The 20,530-nt window shown below is 70.8% G+C and carries 17 protein-coding genes and 2 pseudogenes; 10 read left to right on the top strand and 9 right to left on the bottom strand.

The genetic code is table 11. The features are described from left to right. Positions 1 to 136: 136 nt before the first annotated feature. From EDD90_RS57890 to EDD90_RS59195, 4 genes and pseudogenes are all read right to left on the bottom strand, one after another. Positions 137 to 1,071, bottom strand: a pseudogene (locus EDD90_RS57890) (family 43 glycosylhydrolase). A gap of 197 nt (positions 1,072 to 1,268) precedes the next feature. Beyond that, positions 1,269 to 2,441 carry an amino acid permease gene (locus tag EDD90_RS58690; RefSeq protein WP_311737248.1) on the bottom strand — a complete coding sequence of 391 codons (1,173 nt, stop codon included), beginning with the start codon at positions 2,439 to 2,441 and terminating at the stop codon, positions 1,269 to 1,271. Continuing rightward, positions 2,438 to 3,082 (bottom strand): amino acid permease, encoded by a 645-nt coding sequence (locus EDD90_RS58685; RefSeq protein WP_311737247.1) that lies wholly within the window; start codon positions 3,080 to 3,082, stop codon positions 2,438 to 2,440. The genes EDD90_RS58690 and EDD90_RS58685 overlap by 4 nt, the downstream gene beginning before the upstream one ends. A 59-nt stretch (positions 3,083 to 3,141) precedes the next feature. Continuing rightward, positions 3,142 to 3,300: pseudogene (locus EDD90_RS59195) on the bottom strand (diaminopimelate decarboxylase); the annotation flags it as partial. 324 nt (positions 3,301 to 3,624) lie between these two features. On the opposite strand from EDD90_RS59195, the gene EDD90_RS43990 reads away from it, so the two are divergent. The 3 genes from EDD90_RS43990 (at position 3,625) to EDD90_RS43985 (ending at position 4,988) form a co-directional block, all read left to right on the top strand. Then, positions 3,625 to 4,164 (top strand): universal stress protein, encoded by a 540-nt coding sequence (locus EDD90_RS43990; protein ID WP_123978656.1) that lies wholly within the window; start codon positions 3,625 to 3,627, stop codon positions 4,162 to 4,164. A gap of 48 nt (positions 4,165 to 4,212) precedes the next feature. Next, the gene (locus EDD90_RS55950; RefSeq protein ID WP_185149435.1) at positions 4,213 to 4,365 is read left to right on the top strand and encodes a hypothetical protein; all 153 of its coding nucleotides are present in this window, start codon (positions 4,213 to 4,215) and stop codon (positions 4,363 to 4,365) included. Positions 4,366 to 4,487: 122 nt separating this feature from the next. After that, the gene (locus EDD90_RS43985) at positions 4,488 to 4,988 is read left to right on the top strand and encodes a hypothetical protein (protein WP_123978655.1); all 501 of its coding nucleotides are present in this window, start codon (positions 4,488 to 4,490) and stop codon (positions 4,986 to 4,988) included. Positions 4,989 to 4,995: 7 nt separating this feature from the next. Here the strand turns inward: EDD90_RS43985 and EDD90_RS43980 are convergent, their stop codons facing one another. Continuing rightward, a complete protein-coding gene (locus EDD90_RS43980) occupies positions 4,996 to 6,813 on the bottom strand; it encodes an NAD-binding protein (RefSeq protein ID WP_123978654.1) in 1,818 nt (605 codons plus the stop codon). Positions 6,814 to 7,139: 326 nt separating this feature from the next. Here EDD90_RS43980 and EDD90_RS55945 point away from each other — a divergent pair, with 326 nt between their 5' ends. Continuing rightward, positions 7,140 to 7,277: a hypothetical protein gene (locus EDD90_RS55945; protein ID WP_185149434.1), complete on the top strand. Its 138-nt coding sequence runs from the start codon at positions 7,140 to 7,142 to the stop codon at positions 7,275 to 7,277. Positions 7,278 to 7,585: 308 nt separating this feature from the next. On the opposite strand, the gene ltrA is transcribed toward EDD90_RS55945, so the two are convergent. Further along, positions 7,586 to 8,851, bottom strand: coding sequence for a group II intron reverse transcriptase/maturase (ltrA, locus tag EDD90_RS43970; RefSeq protein ID WP_123978653.1), 1,266 nt, complete (start codon positions 8,849 to 8,851; stop codon positions 7,586 to 7,588). Positions 8,852 to 9,404: 553 nt separating this feature from the next. Further along, on the bottom strand, positions 9,405 to 10,496 hold the full coding sequence (locus tag EDD90_RS43965) for an RNA-guided endonuclease TnpB family protein (RefSeq protein WP_123982256.1): 1,092 nt from the start codon (positions 10,494 to 10,496) through the stop codon (positions 9,405 to 9,407). Between the two features lie 485 nt (positions 10,497 to 10,981). Between EDD90_RS43965 and EDD90_RS43960 the strand changes: the two genes are divergently transcribed. The 3 genes from EDD90_RS43960 to EDD90_RS43950 all read left to right on the top strand — a co-directional run bounded on the left by EDD90_RS43960 (position 10,982) and on the right by EDD90_RS43950 (position 14,023). Continuing rightward, the gene (locus tag EDD90_RS43960) at positions 10,982 to 12,937 is read left to right on the top strand and encodes an APC family permease (protein WP_123978652.1); all 1,956 of its coding nucleotides are present in this window, start codon (positions 10,982 to 10,984) and stop codon (positions 12,935 to 12,937) included. Positions 12,938 to 13,055: 118 nt separating this feature from the next. Then, positions 13,056 to 13,577, top strand: a complete 522-nt coding sequence (locus tag EDD90_RS43955; RefSeq protein ID WP_123978651.1) for a hypothetical protein — start codon at positions 13,056 to 13,058, stop codon at positions 13,575 to 13,577. A gap of 50 nt (positions 13,578 to 13,627) precedes the next feature. Continuing rightward, positions 13,628 to 14,023, top strand: coding sequence for a molybdopterin-binding protein (locus EDD90_RS43950; protein ID WP_123978650.1), 396 nt, complete (start codon positions 13,628 to 13,630; stop codon positions 14,021 to 14,023). A 46-nt stretch (positions 14,024 to 14,069) separates the two neighbouring features. Here the strand turns inward: EDD90_RS43950 and EDD90_RS43945 are convergent, their stop codons facing one another. After that, positions 14,070 to 14,558, bottom strand: a complete 489-nt coding sequence (locus tag EDD90_RS43945; protein WP_123978649.1) for a molybdopterin-dependent oxidoreductase — start codon at positions 14,556 to 14,558, stop codon at positions 14,070 to 14,072. A gap of 207 nt (positions 14,559 to 14,765) precedes the next feature. Here EDD90_RS43945 and modA point away from each other — a divergent pair, with 207 nt between their 5' ends. The 3 genes from modA to EDD90_RS43930 are packed head-to-tail and all read left to right on the top strand — an operon-like array spanning position 14,766 to position 17,506. Further along, entirely contained in the window at positions 14,766 to 15,599 is an 834-nt protein-coding gene (modA, locus tag EDD90_RS43940; protein WP_123978648.1) for a molybdate ABC transporter substrate-binding protein, read from the top strand. After that, positions 15,596 to 16,444 carry an ABC transporter permease gene (locus tag EDD90_RS43935; protein WP_123978647.1) on the top strand — a complete coding sequence of 283 codons (849 nt, stop codon included), beginning with the start codon at positions 15,596 to 15,598 and terminating at the stop codon, positions 16,442 to 16,444. Before modA ends, EDD90_RS43935 begins: the two co-directional genes overlap by 4 nt. Positions 16,445 to 16,450: 6 nt before the next feature. Continuing rightward, entirely contained in the window at positions 16,451 to 17,506 is a 1,056-nt protein-coding gene (locus EDD90_RS43930) for an ABC transporter ATP-binding protein (RefSeq protein ID WP_123978646.1), read from the top strand. Positions 17,507 to 17,558: 52 nt separating this feature from the next. Here the strand turns inward: EDD90_RS43930 and gcvP are convergent, their stop codons facing one another. After that, on the bottom strand, positions 17,559 to 20,444 hold the full coding sequence (gene gcvP, locus EDD90_RS43925; RefSeq protein ID WP_123978645.1) for an aminomethyl-transferring glycine dehydrogenase: 2,886 nt from the start codon (positions 20,442 to 20,444) through the stop codon (positions 17,559 to 17,561). Positions 20,445 to 20,530 lie beyond the last annotated feature (86 nt).

Below are 20,530 nucleotides of genomic sequence, written 5' to 3'. Positions count from 1 at the left end.
TGGGGTACGGGACGACCGACGCCGTCCTGGTTCGGTGGTGCTCTGGGGCCCGCCCTTCGAAACATTCGGTATGTTCACCGAACGTTCCGAACGGCGACTCTAGAAAGGCGGCTCAGGAGCGTCAAGGTGTCGCGCATCAGCTCATCGCCATGTATTCGAACCAGTCGAAGGCGGCCCGCCCCTCCGTGACGTACATGCCGATGACCCGGCCGGTGAACCCGCCCGCCACCTCGGTGGAGAGATAGCGGCCGTCGAGTTCGGCCAGCCGAACGACACCGTCGGAGGTTTCGATCGAAAGGGTCACGGCGTCGGACCCTGCGGGGCGGACACCGGTCGCGCCCCCTTCCTCCCCGGGCGCGGTGACGGTGGGCGGCGGAACCGAGGCCGTACGGATCTCGATCACCAGGGTCAACGGCCCCGGCGGCACCGCGCGTTCGGCGATCAGCTGCCGCACCGGCCCGGTCCGGACGACCGCGCTCACCACTTCCCCGCCCACCTCCAGGTCGTAGTGGTGCGCCTCGTCGATACGGACCGAGAGACCCGCACGTCCCGAGCCCGGGTCGAGCAGCGCGGCGGCACGGCAGTCGGGGTGCTGCTGGCGGCGGCCGACGAAGGTGTGCCGGGCCGGTCGAGGCTGTCTCCGGTGGCCGTGAGCGTCAGCCACCCGGGGCGTTCGGTCAGCGACCAGGACCCGGCCGGCCGGCTGCGCGGGGAGAGCCAGTGCGGCGCGAGGGCGGGAGCCGTGAAGTCGTCCCGCACCGGCGGCTGTTCGACCGGGTGCCAGACGTCCGGGGCCTCGTGTCGCTCCCGTACCGGCCCCATCCGCGGCCAGCCGTCCACCCATTCCACCGGGGCCAGGAAGGTCTCGCGGCCGAGGACGTGGAACTCCGGGAACCAGCCGCGCGGCCGGGTGCCGAGCAGCACCGCCCACCAGCTGCCGTCGGCCGCCTGCACGAGGCCGGCGTGTCCTCGGGCGGTGGCCGATCCAGCACGTTGCCGATCTGCCGCCAGTGCACCAGGTCCCGGCTGCGGAAGAGCGGGACTCCGGGGAAGTACTCGAAACTGGAGCACACCAGGTAGTGGTCCTCCCCCACCCGGCACACGCTCGGGTCGGGGTGGAATCCGGGGATGACCGGGTTGCCGTACGTCCGTATGCGCCTGCGTCCCTCCCGTGTCCGGCCGCCGCGTCACCGAAAGTTTCGGCAAGATCGACGAACATTACGAGGCGCAACTGTAGAAGGGCGGTCGGGGCCCGACAAGAAGGGCTCCTACAGCTTCAGGCGGTCCGGCAGCAGACACACCACGACGTCGGTGCGGGCGCGCAGCACGGTCGCGAGGAGGAGGCCGCGCTGGTTCTGGAGGATCTCGTAGCGGCGGTGGCGGGGTTCGACCTCGGGGATGAGGACGGCGAACTGACGGCCGTCCTCGGGGGCGCGCTGGACGTAGCCGACGATCGGCTGGACCAGGGAGCGGTGCGGGCCGTCGATGACGTCGAGGCGCACGCCCGGGTTCCAGCGCGCCCAGGCCTCCTCCAGCGCACGCGACCGGCCGGGATCGCCGTGCACCGCGACCGCGACCACCTCGTCGCCGAGGGCGAGGGCCGCACCGAGGGCATGCCGGGCGAGCTTGCTGACCTCGCCGATCGGCACGATCACCAGGCTCCCGGTGCGCCGGGGCGGCGGCGCCGGCACCCGCCCCAGGCCCAACTCCTCCCCCACTTCCGTGTAGTAGCGCTGGATGCGGACGAACAGCAGCATCATCAGCGGTACCGCGATCACCACCACCCAGGGGCCGGCGAGGAACTTGGTGAACAGCAGGACGACCCCGGCGAGGGCGGTGAGCAGGGCGCCGGTGCCGTTGATGACCGCCCGGCGCTTCCAGCCGGCCGGGCGCCGGGTCGCCCAGTGCCGGACCAGGCCGGCCTGGCTGAGGGTGAAGCCGATGAAGACGCCGACGGCGAAGAGCGGGAGCAGGCGGTGGGTGTCGGCATCGGTGGCGAGCAGGAGCAGGGCGGCGAGCAGGGCGACGGCGGCCACGCCGTAGCGGTACACGGGGCGTTCGGCGCGCAGGCCGAAGATGTGGGGCAGCCGGTTGTCGCGGGCGAGCAGGCTCATCAGCACCGGCAGTCCGCCGAAGCTGGTGTTGGCGGGGAGGCCCAGGACCAGGGTGACCAGGAGGTTGGTGGCGTAGTAGGGCCAGCCGGTGCCGTAGGCGCCCGCGGTGAGCTGGGCGAGGACGGTCACCCCGCCACGCGGGGCGACATGGTCGCGGTGGATCAGGACCGCCAGGCCGATCAGCATGGTCCCGAGGAGTCCGCCCAGCATCAGCTCGGTGCGCTGGGCGCGTCTGACCCTGGGGGTGCGGAAGGTGGGGACGGCGTTGGCGATGGCCTCCACGCCGGTCAGGGCCGAGCAGCCGGACGAGAACGCCTTGAGGATCACCAGCGCGGACAGCGCCTCGGTCGCGTGCCCGGGCTGGGCGGTGCCGATGACGGCGGCCGGGAGCGCAGCAGGCCGAGCACGATGACGCCGAGGATCGCCACGATGAACAGGACGGTCGGCAGCATCAGCACCCGGGCGCTGTCGGAGACGCCCCGCAGATTCACGGCCGCCAGCAGGGCCAGGCCGATCAGACAGACGACGAGCTTGTCGTGGGCGAAGGCCGGGAAGGCGGAGGCGAGCGCGTCGGCACCGGCGGCGAGGCTGACGGCGACGGTGAGGACGTAGTCGACGACCAGGCTGGCGGCGGCCAGCAGGCTCGCGGTGGCACCGAGGTCCGCCTTGGCGACGGCGTAGGCGCCACCGCCGTCCGGGTGAACGGCGATGACCTGGCCGTACGACACGACGAGTGCCGCGAGCAGGAACGTGATCGCAAGAGTGATGGACAGGGTCGCGGTGAGCGCCCCGGTCCCGGCGACCACCAGCGCCAGCACGATCGCTTCGGGGCCGTACGCCACGGAGCTCAGCGCGTCCAACGACAGCGCGGCGAGCCCCTCCAGGCTGGTCAGATGGTGTTTCTCGCCTTCGCCGGGACGCAGCGGAACACGCGGTCTCAGTTCACGACGTGCCAGGCCATACGCCATCGGGACCTCATCACGGCCGGGTGGGTCAGGTCGCCACCGGTGTCACCCTCACCGGCCTGCAGCCCCACGTCCCGCCTCCGCATGTCTTCCGGTGACTCCCTACGCACCAGCAGCCGGGCGCCCCCGTCCCGGACCGCCACGACCGGCGGCCGCCCCACCATGTTGAACCGGAGGCCATGGAGAGGGGGAGCGATGCGATCGGAAGGCTCCGGATCGGCACCGCGGAGGAGTTGTGGCATGGGATGCCTCCTGGCACAGGAAGGAGCTGGAGCGCCCCGGGGAGCGGGGTGGCCGACCGGGGCTCGCCCAAGACGCCATGCCCGGTCCCGGCGGTCCGCCGACGCCTCATGACGGGACGCTGACGGTGATCGCGACGACGTTGACGCGACGCTGACGGAGAGGCCGTCGACGCTGGTCGCGGGCGTCAGAGGGGTGCCAAGAAGTGGCTGCGGGGCTGGCCCGTGCCCGGAGCCGGGCAGTGTCATGGAGGCGGTCCGCTCCCGGGGCACGCCCGGGGGCCACTGCGGAAGTACGGTGGATACATGTCCGGTTACGACACCTGCACATCCGGTCGGGTCGTCGTCGGCGTGAGCGGTTCGCTCGGCAGCGTCACGGCGCTGCGCCGTGCGGCGACGGAGGCCCGGCGGCGGGAGACCGAGCTGTGGCCGGTGCTGGCCTGGGAGCCGCCGGGCGGCGAACTGGCGGCGCGCCGCTCCCCCGCCCCGCCGCAACTGGTCGAGGAGTGGCAGGGGCTGGCCCGGGAGCGGCTGCTCGGCGTGCTCGACGAGGTCTTCGGCGAGGCGGGCCCGCCCGGCGTCCCGCTGCACGGCCGCGTCGTACGCGCCACCCCCGGCCTGGCCCTGGTGGAGACGGCCGACCGGGAGGAGGACATCCTGGTCGTCGGCGCGGGCCGGCGCGGCTGGCACCGGGTCCTCTCGGGCCGGGTCGCCCGCTACTGCCTGGCCCACGCGCACTGCCCGGTCCTCGCGGTGCCGCCGTCCCCGCTGGAGGAGGCGCTGACGTCGGCGCACCGCCGGAACATCTGGCATCTGCCGCTGGACGTACGCCGGTTGCCCTGCTGAGCGGACAGGGGGTCACCGCCGTCGAGAGGTCCGGCGAGGAACAGCAGCATGTCGTTGGCCAGACCCGCCTCCGGTGCGGTGACGGGCAGCGTGTACCCGAGGCCGTGCGCACCGCCGGCGGCCGGCACCAGCACGATGGCCTCCGCTCCGTACGCCACCGACGCCATCGCGTCCGGTACGGCCCGGGAAGGGGCTCCTTGAGAACGGGACAGACGCCCGACCGGCCCCCCACCGCCCCGCAGTGACCCGCAACCCGTCAGAGTCCCGTCAAAGACATGCCGCACCTGCTGACGCCGTCGTCCCCCACTCCCTACCTTCACCCCATGCAGCACTCCGAGGACCGCCGCTGGTCCAAAGACGTCTACGCATCGGCTCGTTGCGCAGGCGTCCTGCTGGCCCTCCTGCTCCTGATCGACTGGGGAGCCTCGACACTCACCTGGTGGCGCGGCGCCCTCTGGACCGCGCTCGCCCTGCTGCTCTTCACGGTCCTCTGCCCCGCAAGGGTCCGCGCCGGCGACGGCTGGCTCACCTCACGCCGGCTGCTGCGCACCCGCAGGGTCCGCACCGACCTCCTGGTCTCCGTCCGCTTTCTGGACGGCATCTCCCCTCGGCTACTGCTCCGGGACACCTTCGGCGGCCGCCTCGAACTCGACCCCCGGGTGCTCGTCGACAATCCCGACCTCTGGCTGCGCGTCGACGAGGGGGCCCGCAGGGCCGCCGCGGCCGGCACCCTGCTCTGCGGCTCGCTGGCGCTCAGCCGCCTCGGCGAACAGGTCGACCACGAGAACGCCTTGGGCGTGTTCAAGGCGTCGGGCCTGGAGTAGACCCGTCTCAGCCCGTCCGCACCACACCCGTCATCAGCACATCGAGGCCGCGCCGCGTGGTGGCCATCACCACCCGGTCCCCCGCCACCAGCACCCGCCCCTGCGCCGGCCGCCAGTCGAAGGCGTCCGCCCCCGGGACCCCCGTCCCGCCACCGGCCGGCCCCACCGCCAGCACCCGCCACTCCCTGCGCCGGAACGCCTGGTGCACGGTCCGTCCCTCCAGCTCCGGATGCCCCGCCACGTCCACGCACGTGAACAGCAGCGACCCCCGTTCCACCGGCATCACACCCAGCACATGACGCCCCATCATGGCGGCGGCGAAGGAGGGTGCGGCCAGGGCGGAAACGCTCCTGCTACGGGTCAGCGCGTCCGGGTACGACGCCCGCAGGGTGCGCTGGACGGTCGCGGCGAAGTCGTCGTCGTAGAGCCGGGCCACCACCCGCGCCTCCGGGTTGTACTCCCGGACGGCCATGAGGATGTCGAGGTTCTGGCCGTCGTCACGGGTGAGGACGAGCAGGGACCTGCACTGCCGGACCCGGGCGAGTTCGAGCACTCCGGGGGCGGTCGCGTCCTCCAGGATCAGCGGGACGCCGAGATCCCGGGCGAGCGCGACACCCCGGGCGCGCGGGTCACGCTCGATGGCCACGACACGGTGACCGGTGGTGCGCAGCCGGTCGAGTACGCGCGTGCCGACCATGCCGAGGCCGACCAGGACGATATGGCCGCTGACGTCCTCCCCGGGCGGGTGGTTCGCGGAGGCGGTGCGGAACGCCTCGGTGGCGTTCATGGTCGCGGCGACGACGAGTGGCAGCACGGCGAGTCCGACGAAGCCGGCGACGAGCTGGAGTATGCGGCGGGCGGGCGATTCCTCGGTGGCCGGATCGCCCATGGTGAAGATGTCCAGGAGGGGCAGGTAGAAGTTCTTCCACCAGGGGTGTTCGTCGGCGAAGAGCGCGGTGGCGGTGGCCAGCGCGATGACCACGGCCGCCAAGGAACCGTAGACGGCGCCCAGTTGGCGGGAGAGGAAGACCCGCCACGGCAGGTGGGCGAGCCGCGCCCGTAGCCAGCGCAGCGGCCTGAAGTGCCAGGTGCGGCGGGCCGGTTCGGCCGTGTGGCGATGGATGACCTCCTCCAGCATGAGCCGGCCATGGGTGAACTGCCGGTGGTACGCCGTCTGGTCGTCCGGCAGCAGCTGGGTGCCGTCCTCACCGGCCGTCTCGGCGCTGTCCTGGCTGGCCGGATCGTCCTCGTGGGCGCCGGAGAGCACGGCGAGGGTGGCGAGGTCGGTGGCGTGCTGCGGGGTGCCCGCCGGCCGTACGACCCCGCGGAAGACCTTGCCCTCGACCTGGAGGGTGTGGCCGTGACCGACGGCGGCGGCCGCGACGAGCTCCGGTACGGCGGTGTCGGCGTCGGAGAGCACGGTGGTGGAGGTGTCCGCGGCGGGGCCGTCGCCCAGGCCCGCCGCCCGGTCCAGGAGCCGTTCCAGATGGCTGCCGCGCTCCCGGTTGAACATGCGCACGACCAGTCGTACGGAGGGGTTGACGGTACGGGCCAGCAGGGCGGCGGTGACGTTGACCTGGTCGTCGCGGTAGGTGAGAGCGAGCGCCGCGGCGCGTTCGACGCCGGCCGCGCGCAGGGTGGCCTCGTCGGGGCGGGTGGAGACGTGCAGGTGGACCGCGGAGCCCGGGTCGCGGTGCAGGGCGGCGACCTGGCCGCCGTGGACATCGGCGGCGGACGGCATGACGACGGTGACGACCTCCCCGCAGACGGCGTCCAGTTCGACGGCGAGCCGGTGCGCGAGCCCGTCGTCGCCGCAGATCACCATGTGCCCGGTTCTCTCTCCAGATGCCGCTGGTACGGGGAGGGTTGACGTCACATCAGCCTGAACGGCACCGGCCGTGACGCCGGTTCCGGCCGGGCACCTGACCCCCGTTCAAATATCCGTCAAGAACATGCCAAGAACGCGGGTCGCCCCCTGTCCCGCGGTCGCCGGCCCGGGTCCCGGCGTAAGCATGAACCGGCCGAGGCAGTGCCCGTTGCCGTGCGCACACAGCTCGGTCTCGCCCTCCGGCCGGGCGATCCGGTCCAGGCCCCAGGCCCGGCGTCTGTGCCGAGCCGGGGCGGCCGGCCCAACAGGGTTGCGCCGCACACATGGTCCACCACGGCCGCCTCGACGCCACCCGCGACCGTCTGACCGCCGACGGTACGGCCGCGTCGGCCGACCTGGTCCACCGACAGCTGCGCCGCGACCTGATCACGGTGGAGGAGGCGAGACCGGCGAACGCTTGACATGCTCCTCGCCCTGAAGGGCGAGGATTCTGGCCTTCCCGACTGGTTGCTGTGCCGCTACGCGGCACGGTTTCCGGTCGTCGGGAATCCGTGGCTTCCTGTTTCTTCGCGCTGTGCCAGAACGGGTTCTGGTCTTACCGGCGCTCCGCAGGCCGATGCCGCCAGTCCGGCGGCCGTCTTGATGTTGAGTGAGGCGTTGTGGTCCCGGTCGTGGGTCGTGGTCGAGTAGCCGGGAGGGATCTCACCTCCCGGCCCTCACAGAACCGTGCGTAACAGTCTCCCGTTACACGGCTCTTGCCGCTCTGATCTCAGATCAACAGGGCTCCCTGCGTGGGCGAAAAGCGCCAGTGGGCGAGCATGCGGGGGTACCGCTGCGCGATTTCCCGAAGCTTCGCCAGCGCCTTCCGTTTGCCCGCGAGCCGTCGGTACTTCTTGCGGATCCAGCGCACCAGGTAGGCGTTGATGCGCATGACGAAGGAGTGCAGCTCCCACGGCCGGAACCGGCCGTAGTAGTTGAGCCAGCCCGCCACCATCGGATTGATCCGTCGGGCGAGCTCGCCGAAGGTCAGGTCGGACCGGCGGTGCAGGCGCCATGACCGCACCTCCCGCCCGATCCTGGTCAGAGCCTCCCTGCTGATCGCCGGCTCGAACGAAAGGAACTGGTTCCCGTGCCGACTCCGGCTTCTCCTGGCGCGGAACGTGTACCCGAGGAAGCTGAACGCCTCATGCTCGTACGAGCCGTGGCGTGAGCCGTCCCTGCAGTAGACAATCCGGGTCTTGTCCGGGTGCAGTTGCAGCCCGACCTCGGCCATCCTGTCCTCCAGCGCCGCCAGGACCTTGCGGGCCTGGCCCTCGGAGACGCAGTGCAGCACGGCGTCGTCCGCGTAGCGTTCGAACTGCACGGTCGGGTACTCCCGGGCCATCCAGGTGTCGAACGCGTAGTGCAGGAACAGGTTTGCCAGGACGGGAGACACCGGGGCGCCCTGTGGCGTCCCACGCTCCCGCTGGTGCAGGGTGCCGTCGGGCATGGCGAGCGGGGCGGCGAGCCACCTACGCACGTACAACTTCACCCAGACGGCATCCGTATGGATCTCCACCGCCTTGACAAGCAGGTCCCAGGGCACGCTGTCGAAGAACTTCCGGATGTCGAGCTCGACCACCCAGTTCCGTTTCCAGCAGCGTTCCCGGCATTTCCCCACCGCGTCCAGGGCAGATCGTCCGGGCCGGTATCCGTAGCTGTCCGGATGGAAAACCGGTTCCACCCTCAGCATGAGATGCCGGGCCACCACGGTCTGCGCCACCCGATCCGAGACAGCGGGAATGCCGAGCATTCTCGTGCCTCCGCCGTGTGGCTTCGGGATCTCCACCGCGCGCACCGGAGGCGGGAAGTAAGAGCCCGACGACATTCGATTCCAGACCTTGTAGAGGTTGTTCTTCAGGTCCTTCTCGAAGTCCTCGATACTCTGCCCGTCCACACCCGGCGCACCCTTGTTAGCCCTGACTTCCTCCCATGCCTTTATAACCTCCCGCTTCGAGATATCGAACGGCTTGATCCGAGACTTCAACTGGCTCATCCCACTCCTCCCGGAGGACTTCCGGTTGATGCGATCAACACAGTCACGAGCGGCCCGGTCCCTTCGCTCCGCCCCCGTTACAGGGGCCTCAGCACTACTACGGACCGGTCCGCCAGCAGGACCCGCATCGGTACTCGACCCCTCACAGTTGCGTCTGCTCGGAGCACTCCCTCTCCCCCACCCGTTCCGGCGGAGAGTATCGGGCACTGCCTTCTCCTGTTCCATGCGAGAGCGGCAGACCAGGCTCACGTCGCCTCCATGCCGGACACCGCCTGGCCAATAAACGGGCACCCGCCAGACTCATCCCGGGGATTTGCGTACTCCCCGGTTTCGATGTCGTCTGTTGCCATTTCGACACGTCAACAGCGATTCACTTGCGTTCGTCTTCCCGGTCCCCACCTGACGCCTTCAACGGCGCCTTTTCCTCATCGCTCACCACGACGGTCTTCAGCCAACGCAGCATGAGGCGGTTTGAAGCCTCCCCCCGCAGGGCGGCTTCGAAGGGCCAAACCTTCATCTCCCGCACAGCACCGCTATTTGAAGTTCGCTACCATCAACTCCCTTTCGCGTTCAGGACACACCCGCAGGCGGCACAGGTCCACTCCCGGACGGACAGTGCTTTGGGCCCGTCCACCACGCCACAGGTCGAGCAGCTCTGGGAGGTCGGCTCGAAACGGCCGATCTTCACCAGAGTGCGTCCATACCGTGCCGCCTTGTACTCCAGCATGACCACGAACTGCGACCAGCCGGCATCGTGCACGGACTTCGCCGGCCGAGTGCGTGCCAGCCCCGTCACCGACAGGTCCTCCACGGCGATCCCCTGGTTCTCGGAGATCAGCCGGGTGGAGAGCTGGTGGTGGAACTCATGACGGGCGTCGGTGACCCTGGCGCGGGCGCGGGCGACCTTCAGGCGGGCCTTCTCGCGGTTCCTGGATCCCTTCTGTCTGCGGGACAGCCCGCGCTGGGCCTTCTTCAGCTTCTTCTCCGCCCGGCGCAGGAACCGGGGGGAGCCGATCTTCTCGCCGGTGGACAGCACGGCGAAGTGGGCGAGTCCGAGGTCGACGCCGATAACCTGGCCGGTGTCGGGCATCGCTGCCGCGTCGGCGGCGGGGCCGGTATCGATGACGAACGAGGCGAAGAATCTGCCCGCGGCGTCCTTGATCACGGTGACGGAGGTGGGAGCGGCAGGCAGGGTGCGGGACCATTTCACCTTCACCGCGCCGATCTTCGGCAGGTCCAGCCGTCCGCTGTCGGTGATCTTCCAGCGTGCGTTCGCGGTGAACCGGATCGCCTGGCGGTTGTCCTTGCGGGACTTGAAGCGGGGCGGGCCCAGTCCCGGGCCCTTGCGGGTGCCCTTGAGGGAGGCGAAGAAGTTCTTGCAGGCGGTCTCGGCGTCGCGCAGGAACTGCTGGAGGACGACCGAGGAGACCTCACCCAGCCAGGACCGCTCCACGGTCTGTCTCGCCTGCGTGATCAGCTTCTTCGACAGCTCGCCGGCCTTCGGGAAGACATCGCCCGCCTTCCGGGCGTCCTCGCGGGCGCGCACACAGTCGCTGAACACGACGCGCGCGCACCCGAACGCCTTCGCCAGCGCGATCCGCTGACCGGCGTCCGGGTACAACCTGAAGGCGTACCGGAGCTGAATGACGATCACAGTAGGCATAACGAACAAGCGCCGTCACCGAGAACATATGAGCGAAGCGTCACCGTCACCGAGCAGGGTCCGGCTCCGCCGGAACGACACCGCGACGCTCCCCGTCGCACCCACCTGATTCGCTTCACCCCCGGCGCGAACGCCGGAGCACTGCGAATGAATCCCGGTAGCGGCGTGCGGCGTGCGGCGTGCGGCGTGCGGCGTGCGGCGTAGGGGATAACGCTCGGTGTCCGGTGCCGTGCTCCCGCTTGTCGTCCCTCGTACAGCCGAACGCCTCGTCGCAGCCTCCGGGGCACCCCTTCTTGATGCTCGACCACCCCCTGCCAGGCCATTCTTAACGCAAGCTTGACGCCCAGCCCACGCCTATCCGTGGGCCCACGCGTCACTCTCTGCTTACGCTGGTGCCGCCGTCCGCGTGATGGCCGGAAATCGAACTGACCCGCACCACACCGCGCCGGACACCAGGAGCCAGCCCCATGGCCACGACCGAACATCCCCCTCCCAGTCGCCTGCGCGCCTGGATGCTGGAGGGGCTGTCCGACATGGGCAAGGGCGGCGGGCACACCGGCCCCCATGCGCAGCCGGAACCCGCGCACCAGGGCCAGCGCTGGTGGCGGGTGATGTGCCTGACCGGTGTCGACTACTTCTCGACCCTCGGCTACCAGCCCGGCATCGCCGCGCTCGCGGCCGGCCTGCTGTCGCCGATCGCGACCATCGTGCTCGTGATAGTCACCCTGGCCGGCGCCCTGCCGGTCTACCGCCGGGTCGCCGAGGAGAGCCCGCACGGCGAGGGTTCCATCGCCATGCTGGAGCGGCTGCTCTCCTTCTGGCAGGGCAAGCTGTTCGTGCTGACCCTGCTCGGCTTCGCCGCCACCGACTTCCTGATCACCATCACCCTGTCGGCCGCCGACGCCTCCACCCACCTGGTGGAGAACCCGCATCTGACCGACTTCCTGCAGGGCAAGCAGATGGTCATCACGCTGTTCCTGGTGGCCCTGCTCGGCGCGGTCTTCCTCAAAGGCTTCCTGGAGGCGATCGGCGTAGCCACGGCCCTGGTCGGCGTCTACCTCGCGCTGAACGTGGTCGTCGTGATCGTCGGCTTCTACCACCTCCTCACGGCCGAACACGTGGTCACCGACTGGACCAGTGCCCTGACCGCCGAACACGGCAACGTCTTCGTCATGATCGGCGTCGCCCTGATCGTCTTCCCCAAACTCGCCCTGGGCCTGTCCGGCTTCGAGACCGGCGTCGCCGTCATGCCGCACGTCAAGGGCGACCCGGAAGACACCGAGCAGCAGCCCACCGGCCGGATCCGGGACACGAAGAAGCTGCTCACCACGGCCGCCGTGATCATGAGCTGCTTCCTGATCGCGACCAGCTTCATCACCACGTTGCTGATCCCGGAGAAGGAGTTCAAGGCCGGCGGCGCCGCCAACGGCCGTGCCCTCGCCTACCTCGCCCACCAGTACCTGGGCGGCGCCTTCGGCACGGTCTACGACGTCTCGACCATCGCCATCCTGTGGTTCGCCGGCGCCTCCGCCATGGCCGGCCTGCTCAACCTGATGCCCCGCTACCTGCCCCGCTACGGCATGGCCCCGCACTGGGCCCGCGCCGTGCGCCCCATGGTCATCGTCTTCACCCTGATCGCCTTCCTCGTCACCTGGATCTTCGATGCCAACGTGGACGCGCAGGGCGGCGCCTACGCCACCGGCGTGCTGGTGCTGATCAGCTCCGCCGCGATCGCCGTGACCATCGCCGCTCGCAAGGCCGGCCAGCGCAAGTGGACCGTAGGCTTCGCGGTCATCTCGGCGGTCTTCCTCTACACGACGGTCGTCAACGTCATCGAGCGCCCGGACGGCGTGAAGATCGGTGCCTGCTTCATCGTCGGCATCATCCTGGTCTCGCTGCTGTCCCGGCTCGCCCGCGCCTTCGAGCTGCGCGTGACGAGCGTGACCCTCGACGACATGGCGGAACGGTTCGTCAGGGACATGGCCAGCCGGAAGATACGGTTCATCGCCAACGAGCCGGACCGCCGTGACAAGGCCGAGTACCGCGACAAGGTCGAGCAGATCCGGGCCGACAACGACATGCCCGAGCAGGAGGACTTCGTCTTCGTCGAGGTCACGGTCACCGACCCCTCCGAGTTCGAGGCCGGCCTGACCGTCCGCGGCGAGGTCCTGCACAACCGCTATCGCGTCCTGACCCTGGAATCGGCCTCCATCCCCAACGCCCTGGCCGCGCTCCTGCTCCACGTCCGCGACGAGACCGGCGCCATCCCGCACATCTACTTCGAATGGACCGAGGGCGGCCCGTTCGCCAACTTCCTGCGCTTCTTCCTCTTCGGCCAGGGCGAGGTCGCCCCGGTCACCCGCGAAGTACTGCGCGAGGCGGAGCCGGACCGCTCCCGGCGGCCGCGCGTCCACACAGGCTGAGCCCGTATCCCAGGGGTGCGCTCGTGCCGTAAGAATCCCGTCAATAACCGCTCGGTCCGCATAAGAAGCCCGTCAGGGGCCGGTCCCGTGCGCCCACCGGCCCCCTACCGTCGGCCTCATGGTGGACAGAAGAGGCGGCGGCCGGGCGGCGGGTGACCGCACCTGGCGTGGCAGCGCGCGCTTGGCCGTCGGCTGCGCTCTGGGCTTCGGCGGCCTCACGCTCCTGGTGGACTGGGACGCCGGTACTCTCACCCCGGCCCGCGCCCTGCTCTGGGTCGCCCTGTCGGCCGCGATCCTCAGCATGCTGCTGCCGGCCCGGGTCACCGCGGGCCCCGGCTGGCTGACCGTGCACGGCCCGCTCCGCCGCCGTACCGTCCGTACCGACCGCCTCGTCTATGTCGGCCAGTACGGCGACGTCTCCACCCATCTGGTCCTGCGCGACCTCGCCGGCAACCGGCTGGAGCTGGACCCGTACGTCCTGCACGCCAACCCCCTGCTCTGGCACGAACTGGACACCGGCGTGCGGCGCTCCCTGGAACGCGGCACCCTGCGCCGGGGCGCCGAGGTGCTCGCACGGCTCGGGCACGAGATCGACGACATGAACGCCCGCGCGGTCCTGAAGGCGTCCGGCCTCAGCTGACCACCGGCCCGATGTCCGCGTGCCCCGCCACCTGCCCCTATCGTGAGCCCATGCCTTCCTACACGATCGGCCAGGCGGCACGTCTGCTCGGCGTCAGCCCGGACACCGCCCGCCGCTGGGCCGACGCGGGCCGGATGGCCACCCATCGCGACGAGGGCGGCCGACGGCTCATCGACGGCAAGGACCTCGCCGCGTTCTCCGTCGAAGTGGCCAAGTCCGGCGCGGGCGACGAGGATGCCTCCTACACCTCGGTCCGCAACGCCTTCCCCGGCATCGTCACCGCGATCAAGCTGGGTGACGTGGCCGCCCAGGTCGAGATCCAGGCCGGCCCGCACCGCCTGGTCTCCCTCCTGACCCGCGAGGCCGTCGAGGAACTCGGCCTGGAGGTCGGCATGGAGGCCACCGCCCGGGTGAAGTCGACGAATGTGCACATCGACCGCGTGTGACGAGGTGAGCGGGCCGGGCGCCGGGCAGGTCGGTGGCCGGCGTGCTTCACGGAGCCGCCGCTGACGCATGACCTGGTGCGGCGGGCACCGGATGCCAGCCGTCGTACCCACCGTCCACCCGTATCGCCCTGATCCCGCTGATGTGCCGGGCGCCGCAGCGGTCCTGGGGCAGGACCAGTTGCGGACCCGCCCGGTCCAGCGGGGTGTCGTCGATGCTCACGCCGAGCAGAACCGGAGCGTGCGCGAAATCGGGGTCGATCTCGGCCCAGGAGAGCAGCGCGTGGTGACCGTCGGCGCCGGTGACCGCGATCAGGAAGCGCAGCCGGTCCTTGCGCCGCGCGGGGTCGAAGCCCGGGCCCGCGTCGGCGAGGACGTCGTACAGCCGCGGGCCGGTGAAGCCGTGGTGCTGGACGCCGCTGGTGGCGCACTCGAAGCTGACCCGCGCCCGGTGCTGGGGCCAGCGCAGCAGGTCGGGCACGGTGAGCCGGGCCGGCCGTGCCAGATCTCCGGTGAGGACGAGTTCGGCGAGCGTCATGTGCGGCCACCTCCCGGATGACGGTACCCGCGGCAGCTCACCGTACAAACGCACATGCCAGGCCCAAGTCACAAGTATGCAGCTCATGCGATGTGACAGAAGACTTACGCCTGGCAAATGCGGCAGTATCATCGCCAGGCGGCTGATACACAGGTCGCAGCAGGGCGCGACAGCTTGTTCAGTCGATTTCAGAGGAGTTCTCTCGTGATGACCCGTTCCGTGCGCCGGACCCGTCGGACGCTCCAGATGGCCGGTGCCTCGGTCGCGGCCCTGCTCGCCCTGAGCGCCTGCTCGTCCTCGTCCTCGGACGACAACTCGTCCGCGAAGACGAAGTCGGACACCTCGTCGTCGGCTTCGCCCAAGCTGTCCGGCTCGATCACCGTCTTCGCCGCGGCCTCCCTCAAGGAGAGCTTCACCACGCTCAAGGCCGACTTCGAGAAGGCGCACCCGGGCACCACCGTCACCTTCAGCTTCGGCGGCAGCGACACCCTCGCCGCGCAGATCACCAGCGGTGCGCCGGCCGACGTCTTCGCGGCCGCGAGCGCCAAGACCATGGCGCTCGTGACGGCCAAGAACGACACCGACACCACGCCTGCCACCTTCGTCCGCAACCAGCTGGAGATCGCCACCCTGCCGGGCAACCCCGACAAGATCTCCTCCCTGAAGGACCTCACCAAGCCCTCGCTGAAGGTCGTGCTGTGCGACAAGACGGTGCCGTGCGGCGCCGCCGCGCAGAAGGCCCTGGACGCCAGCAAGCTGAAGCTGACCCCGGCCTCCTACGAGGAGGACGTGAAGTCCGCCCTCAACAAGGTGGTGCTGAAGGAGGCCGACGCGGCCGTCGTCTACAAGACGGATGTGAAGGCCGCGGGCAGCAAGGTGGAGGGCGTGGAGTTCCCCGAGTCCGCCAACGCCATCAACGACTACCCGATCGCCCTGCTGAAGAACGCCCCGAACCCGACGGTGGCCAAGGCGTTCATCGCGCTGGTGCAGTCCGCCGAGGGCCAGCAGGTCCTGAACGAGGCCGGGTTCCTCAAGCCGTGACGAAGGCCGACGAGTCCGGCGCCGTGGCCGGCACCCTCCGGGGCGGCCCGCGGCGCCGGCGCGTCCGGACAGCCGTACCGCTACCGCTCCTCCTCCCCGGAGCGGTAGCTCTGGCGTTCCTCCTGCTGCCCCTGCTGGCCCTCCTCCTGCGTGCCCCCTGGAGCAGCCTCCCGTCGCTCCTGACCAGCACGGAGGTGTGGCAGGCCCTCCAGCTGTCCCTGCTCAGCGCGACGGCGGCGACGGCCGTGAGCCTGGTGCTGGGCGTTCCGCTGGCCTGGCTGCTGGCCCGCACGGAGTTCCCCGGCCGGGGTCTCGTACGGGCGCTGGTCACCCTCCCCCTCGTCCTGCCGCCGGTGGTGGGCGGTGTGGCCCTGCTGCTCGCCCTCGGCCGCAACGGGGTGGTCGGCCAGTGGCTGGACTCCTGGTTCGGCATCACCCTCCCGTTCACCACGGCCGGGGTCGTCGTCGCCGAGTCCTTCGTGGCGATGCCGTTCCTGGTGATCAGCGTCGAGGGCACGCTGCGCGCCGCCGACCCGCGCTACGAGGAGGCGGCCACGACCCTGGGCGCGTCCCGTTTCACCGCGTTCCGCCGGGTCACGCTCCCCCTCATCGCCCCCGGCATCGCGGCCGGTGCGGTCCTGGCCTGGGCCCGCGCACTGGGCGAGTTCGGTGCGACGATCACCTTCGCCGGCAACTTCCCCGGCCGCACCCAGACCATGCCCCTCGCGGTGTACCTCGCCCTCCAGAACGACCCCGAGGCGGCGATCGCGCTCAGCCTGGTGCTGCTGACGGTGTCGATCGCGGTGCTCGCGGGGTTGCGGGACCGGTGGATGGCGGGGGCGTAAGGAAAAATGACGGACCCGATCCCCGACGGGCTCGACGCGCATCTCGTCGTGGCCCGCCCCGCCTTCCACCTCGATCTCACCCTCACCGCCGCCCCCGGCGAGGTCGTCGCCCTGCTGGGCCCCAACGGCGCGGGCAAGACCACCGCCCTCCGCGCCCTCGCCGGCCTGACCCCCCTCACCTCCGGCCGTCTACGGCTCGACGGCGAGGAGTTGGACGGGACACCCCCCGAATCCCGCCCGGTGGGCGTCGTCTTCCAGGACTACCTCCTCTTCCCCCACCTCACGGCCCTCGACAACGTCGCCTTCGGCCCCCGCTGCCACGGCGCGACCAAGGCCGAGTCCCGCGCCCAGGCCGCCAAGTGGCTGGACCGTATGGGCCTCGCCGAGCACGCCGGCGCCAAGCCCCGCCGTCTCTCCGGCGGCCAGGCGCAGCGCGTCGCGCTGGCCCGTGCCCTGGCCACCCGCCCCCGCCTGCTGCTCCTGGACGAACCCCTCGCGGCGCTGGACGCCCGCACCCGCCTGGACGTACGGTCCCAGCTCCGCCGCCATCTGGCTGAGTTCGAGGCCGTGGCCATCCTGGTCACCCACGATCCGCTGGACGCCATGGTGCTGGCCGACCGCCTGGTCGTCATCGAACAGGGCCGGGTCGTCCAGGAGGGCACTCCCGCCGACATCGCCCGCCACCCGCGCACCGACTACATCGCCCATCTGGTCGGCCTCAACCTCTACCGGGGCCGGGCCGAGGGCCACACGGTCAAACTGGAGGCGGGCCCCTCGATCAGCACCACGGAGGACCTCACCGGTGACGCCTTCGTCGCGTTCCCGCCGAGCGCCGTCACCCTCTTCCGGGACCGCCCCACCGGCGCCAGCGCCCGCAACCTCTGGCGCTGCGAGGTCGCCGGCCTCGAAACCCACGGCGACCAGATCCGCGCCGACCTGACCGGCGAACTCCCCCTCGCCGCCGACCTCACCACGGTCGCCGCGGCCGAACTGGACCTGCACCCCGGCGTCGCGGTCTGGGCGACGGTGAAGGCCACCCAGACGCACGCGTACCCGGCGTAGACGCACGAGAGGCCCCGCCGAAGCGGGGCCTCTGCCATGTCCGTACCGCGGATCAGTCCTCGTACGCGTCCAGCGGCGGGCACGAGCACACCAGGTTCCGGTCACCGTAGGCCTGGTCGATCCGGCGCACCGGCGGCCAGTACTTGTCGGCGGCGGACACCCCGGCCGGGAAGACGGCCTCTTCCCGGGTGTAGCCGTGCTTCCACTCCCCACCGAGCGCGCCGGCGGTGTGCGGAGCACCCCGCAGCGGGTTGTCGTCGGCGGTCCACTCCCCGGCGCCGACCTTGTCGATCTCCGCGCGGATGGCGATCATCGCCTCGCAGAACCGGTCCAGCTCGCCGAGGTCCTCGGACTCGGTCGGCTCGATCATCAGCGTGCCGGCCACCGGGAACGACATGGTGGGCGCGTGGAAGCCGTAGTCGATCAGCCGCTTGGCGACGTCGTCGACGCTCACACCGGTCGCCTTGGTCAGCGGCCGCAGATCGATGATGCACTCGTGCGCGACCAGCCCGCCGGGCCCGGTGTAGAGCACGGGGAAGTGCGGCTCCAGCCGCTTGGCGACGTAGTTGGCGCTGAGCACGGCCACCTGGGTGGCGCGCTTCAGGCCCTCGCCGCCCATGAGCCGGACGTAGGCCCACGAGATCGGCAGGATCCCCGCGGAGCCCCACGGCGCGGCCGAGATGGGCCCGACGCCCGTCTCCGGCCCGGCGGCGGGCTGCAGCGGGTGGTTGGGCAGGTACGGCGCCAGGTGGGCCCGTACGGCCACCGGGCCGACGCCCGGGCCGCCGCCGCCGTGCGGGATGCAGAAGGTCTTGTGCAGGTTGAGGTGCGAGACGTCACCGCCGAAGTGGCCCGGCTTGGCGACCCCGACCAGGGCGTTCAGGTTCGCGCCGTCGACGTACACCTGACCGCCGGCCTCATGTACCTGAGCGCAGATGTCCGCGACATGCTCCTCGAACACACCGTGCGTCGACGGATAGGTGATCATCAGCACGGCCAGTTCGTCCCGGTGCTGCGCGATCTTCGCCCGGAGGTCCTCGACGTCGACCTCGCCGTCCCCGGCGGTCTTCACCACGACGACCTTCATCCCGGCCATGACGGCGCTGGCGGCGTTGGTGCCGTGCGCGGAGGACGGGATCAGGCACACGGTCCGCTGCGCGTCGCCGTTGGCCCGGTGGTAGGCGCGTACGGCGAGCAGTCCGGCCAGCTCGCCCTGCGATCCGGCGTTGGGCTGGAGAGACACCTTGTCGTACCCGGTGACCTCGGCGAGCCGTTCCTCCAGCTCGTGGATGAGGGTCAGGTAGCCCTGTGCCTGCTCGGCGGGCGCGAAGGGGTGCAGCTGGCCGAACTCGGGCCAGGTGACCGGCTCCATCTCGGTGGTCGCGTTGAGCTTCATGGTGCAGGAGCCCAGCGGGATCATGCCCCGGTCCAGCGCGTAGTCCCGGTCGGCGAGCCTGCGAAGGTAGCGCAGCATCGCGGTCTCGGAACGGTGGTCGTGGAAGACGGGGTGGGTCAGGTAGCCGTCGCCGCGCAGCAGCGCCTGGGGCAGGGTGTCCTCGGCGGCCTCGTCCAGCGCCTCGACGTCGCCCTCGACTCCGAACGCCGTCCACACGGCGCCGAGCTGGGCGCGGGTGGTGGTCTCGTCACAGGCCATGGAGACGTGGTCGGCGTCGACGAGCCGCAGGTTGACCCCGCCCTGCCGGGCTGCGGCGACGACCTCGGCGGCCTTGCCGGGCACGCGCGCGGTGAGGGTGTCGAAGTAGGCGCCGTGCACGATCTCGACCCCGCCGGCCTTGAGCCCGGCGGCGAGGATCGTGGCGTACCGGTGCGTGCGCTGCGCGATGGCCTTGAGCCCCTCGGGCCCGTGGTAGACGGCGTACATGCCGGCCATCACGGCGAGCAGCACCTGCGCGGTGCAGATGTTGCTGGTGGCCTTCTCGCGCCGGATGTGCTGCTCACGGGTCTGCAGGGCCAGCCGGTAGGCCTTGTGCCCGTCGGCGTCCACGGACACGCCCACGAGCCGCCCGGGCAGGCTGCGGGCGAACTTCTCGCGGACCGCCATGTAGCCCGCGTGCGGACCGCCGAAGCCCATCGGCACACCGAACCGCTGGGTGGTGCCGACGGCGATGTCGGCGCCCAGCTCGCCCGGCGAGGTCAGCAGGGTCAGTGCGAGCAGGTCGGCGGCGACGGTGACGAGCGCGCCCAGCTCGTGCGCCTGCTCGACGACCGGCTTGATGTCGCGTACGGCACCGGAGGCGCCGGGGTACTGGACGAGCACGCCGTTGATCTCACGCGCGGCGAGGTCCGCCGGGATGCCGTCGCTCAGGTCCGCGACGACGACCTCCACGCCCGTCGGCTCGGCCCGGGTCTGGATAACGGCGACGGTCTGCGGCAGCGCGTCCGCGTCGACGACGAAGACGCCCTTCTTGTTCTTGCCCATGCGCAGCGACAGGGACATGGCCTCGGCCGCGGCCGTGCCCTCGTCGAGCAGCGAGGCACCGGAGGTGGGCAGCCCGGTGAGGTCGGCGACCACCGTCTGGAAGTTCAGCAGGGCTTCCAGCCGCCCCTGGGAGATCTCCGGCTGGTACGGCGTGTAGGCCGTGTACCAGGCGGGGTTCTCCATGACGTTGCGCAGGATGACGGGCGGTGTGAAGGTCCCGTGGTACCCCAGCCCGATCATCGAGTCGAGCACCTGGTTGCGGTCGGCGAGCGAGCGCAGCTCGGCCAGCACCTCGGCTTCGGTGCGGGCTCCCGGCAGCTCCAGGGAGTCGGCGTTCTTGATCACGTCCGGCACGGCGGCGGCGGTCAGCTCGTCCAGCGAGCCGTACCCGACCTGGGCGAGCATCTTCGCCTGGGCCTCGTGATCGGGCCCGATGTGACGCTGCTCGAACGGGATCCCCTGTTCGAGTTCGGAAAGCGAAGGGCGGTGGGCGGTCATTGCGGAGGCCTCCTGGTCTGACGCGACCTTCGAGGGGTACCCCGGCGCGGGTACCCCGACGGCCTCCCCCTCTGTCATCTCAACCT

This window comes from Streptomyces sp. Ag109_O5-1 (assembly GCF_003814875.1).
Taxonomy (GTDB): Bacteria; Actinomycetota; Actinomycetes; order Streptomycetales; family Streptomycetaceae; genus Streptomyces; species Streptomyces sasae.
Note: the sequence above shows the minus strand (reverse complement) of the source record. Positions and strands in the feature narration are given on the sequence as shown.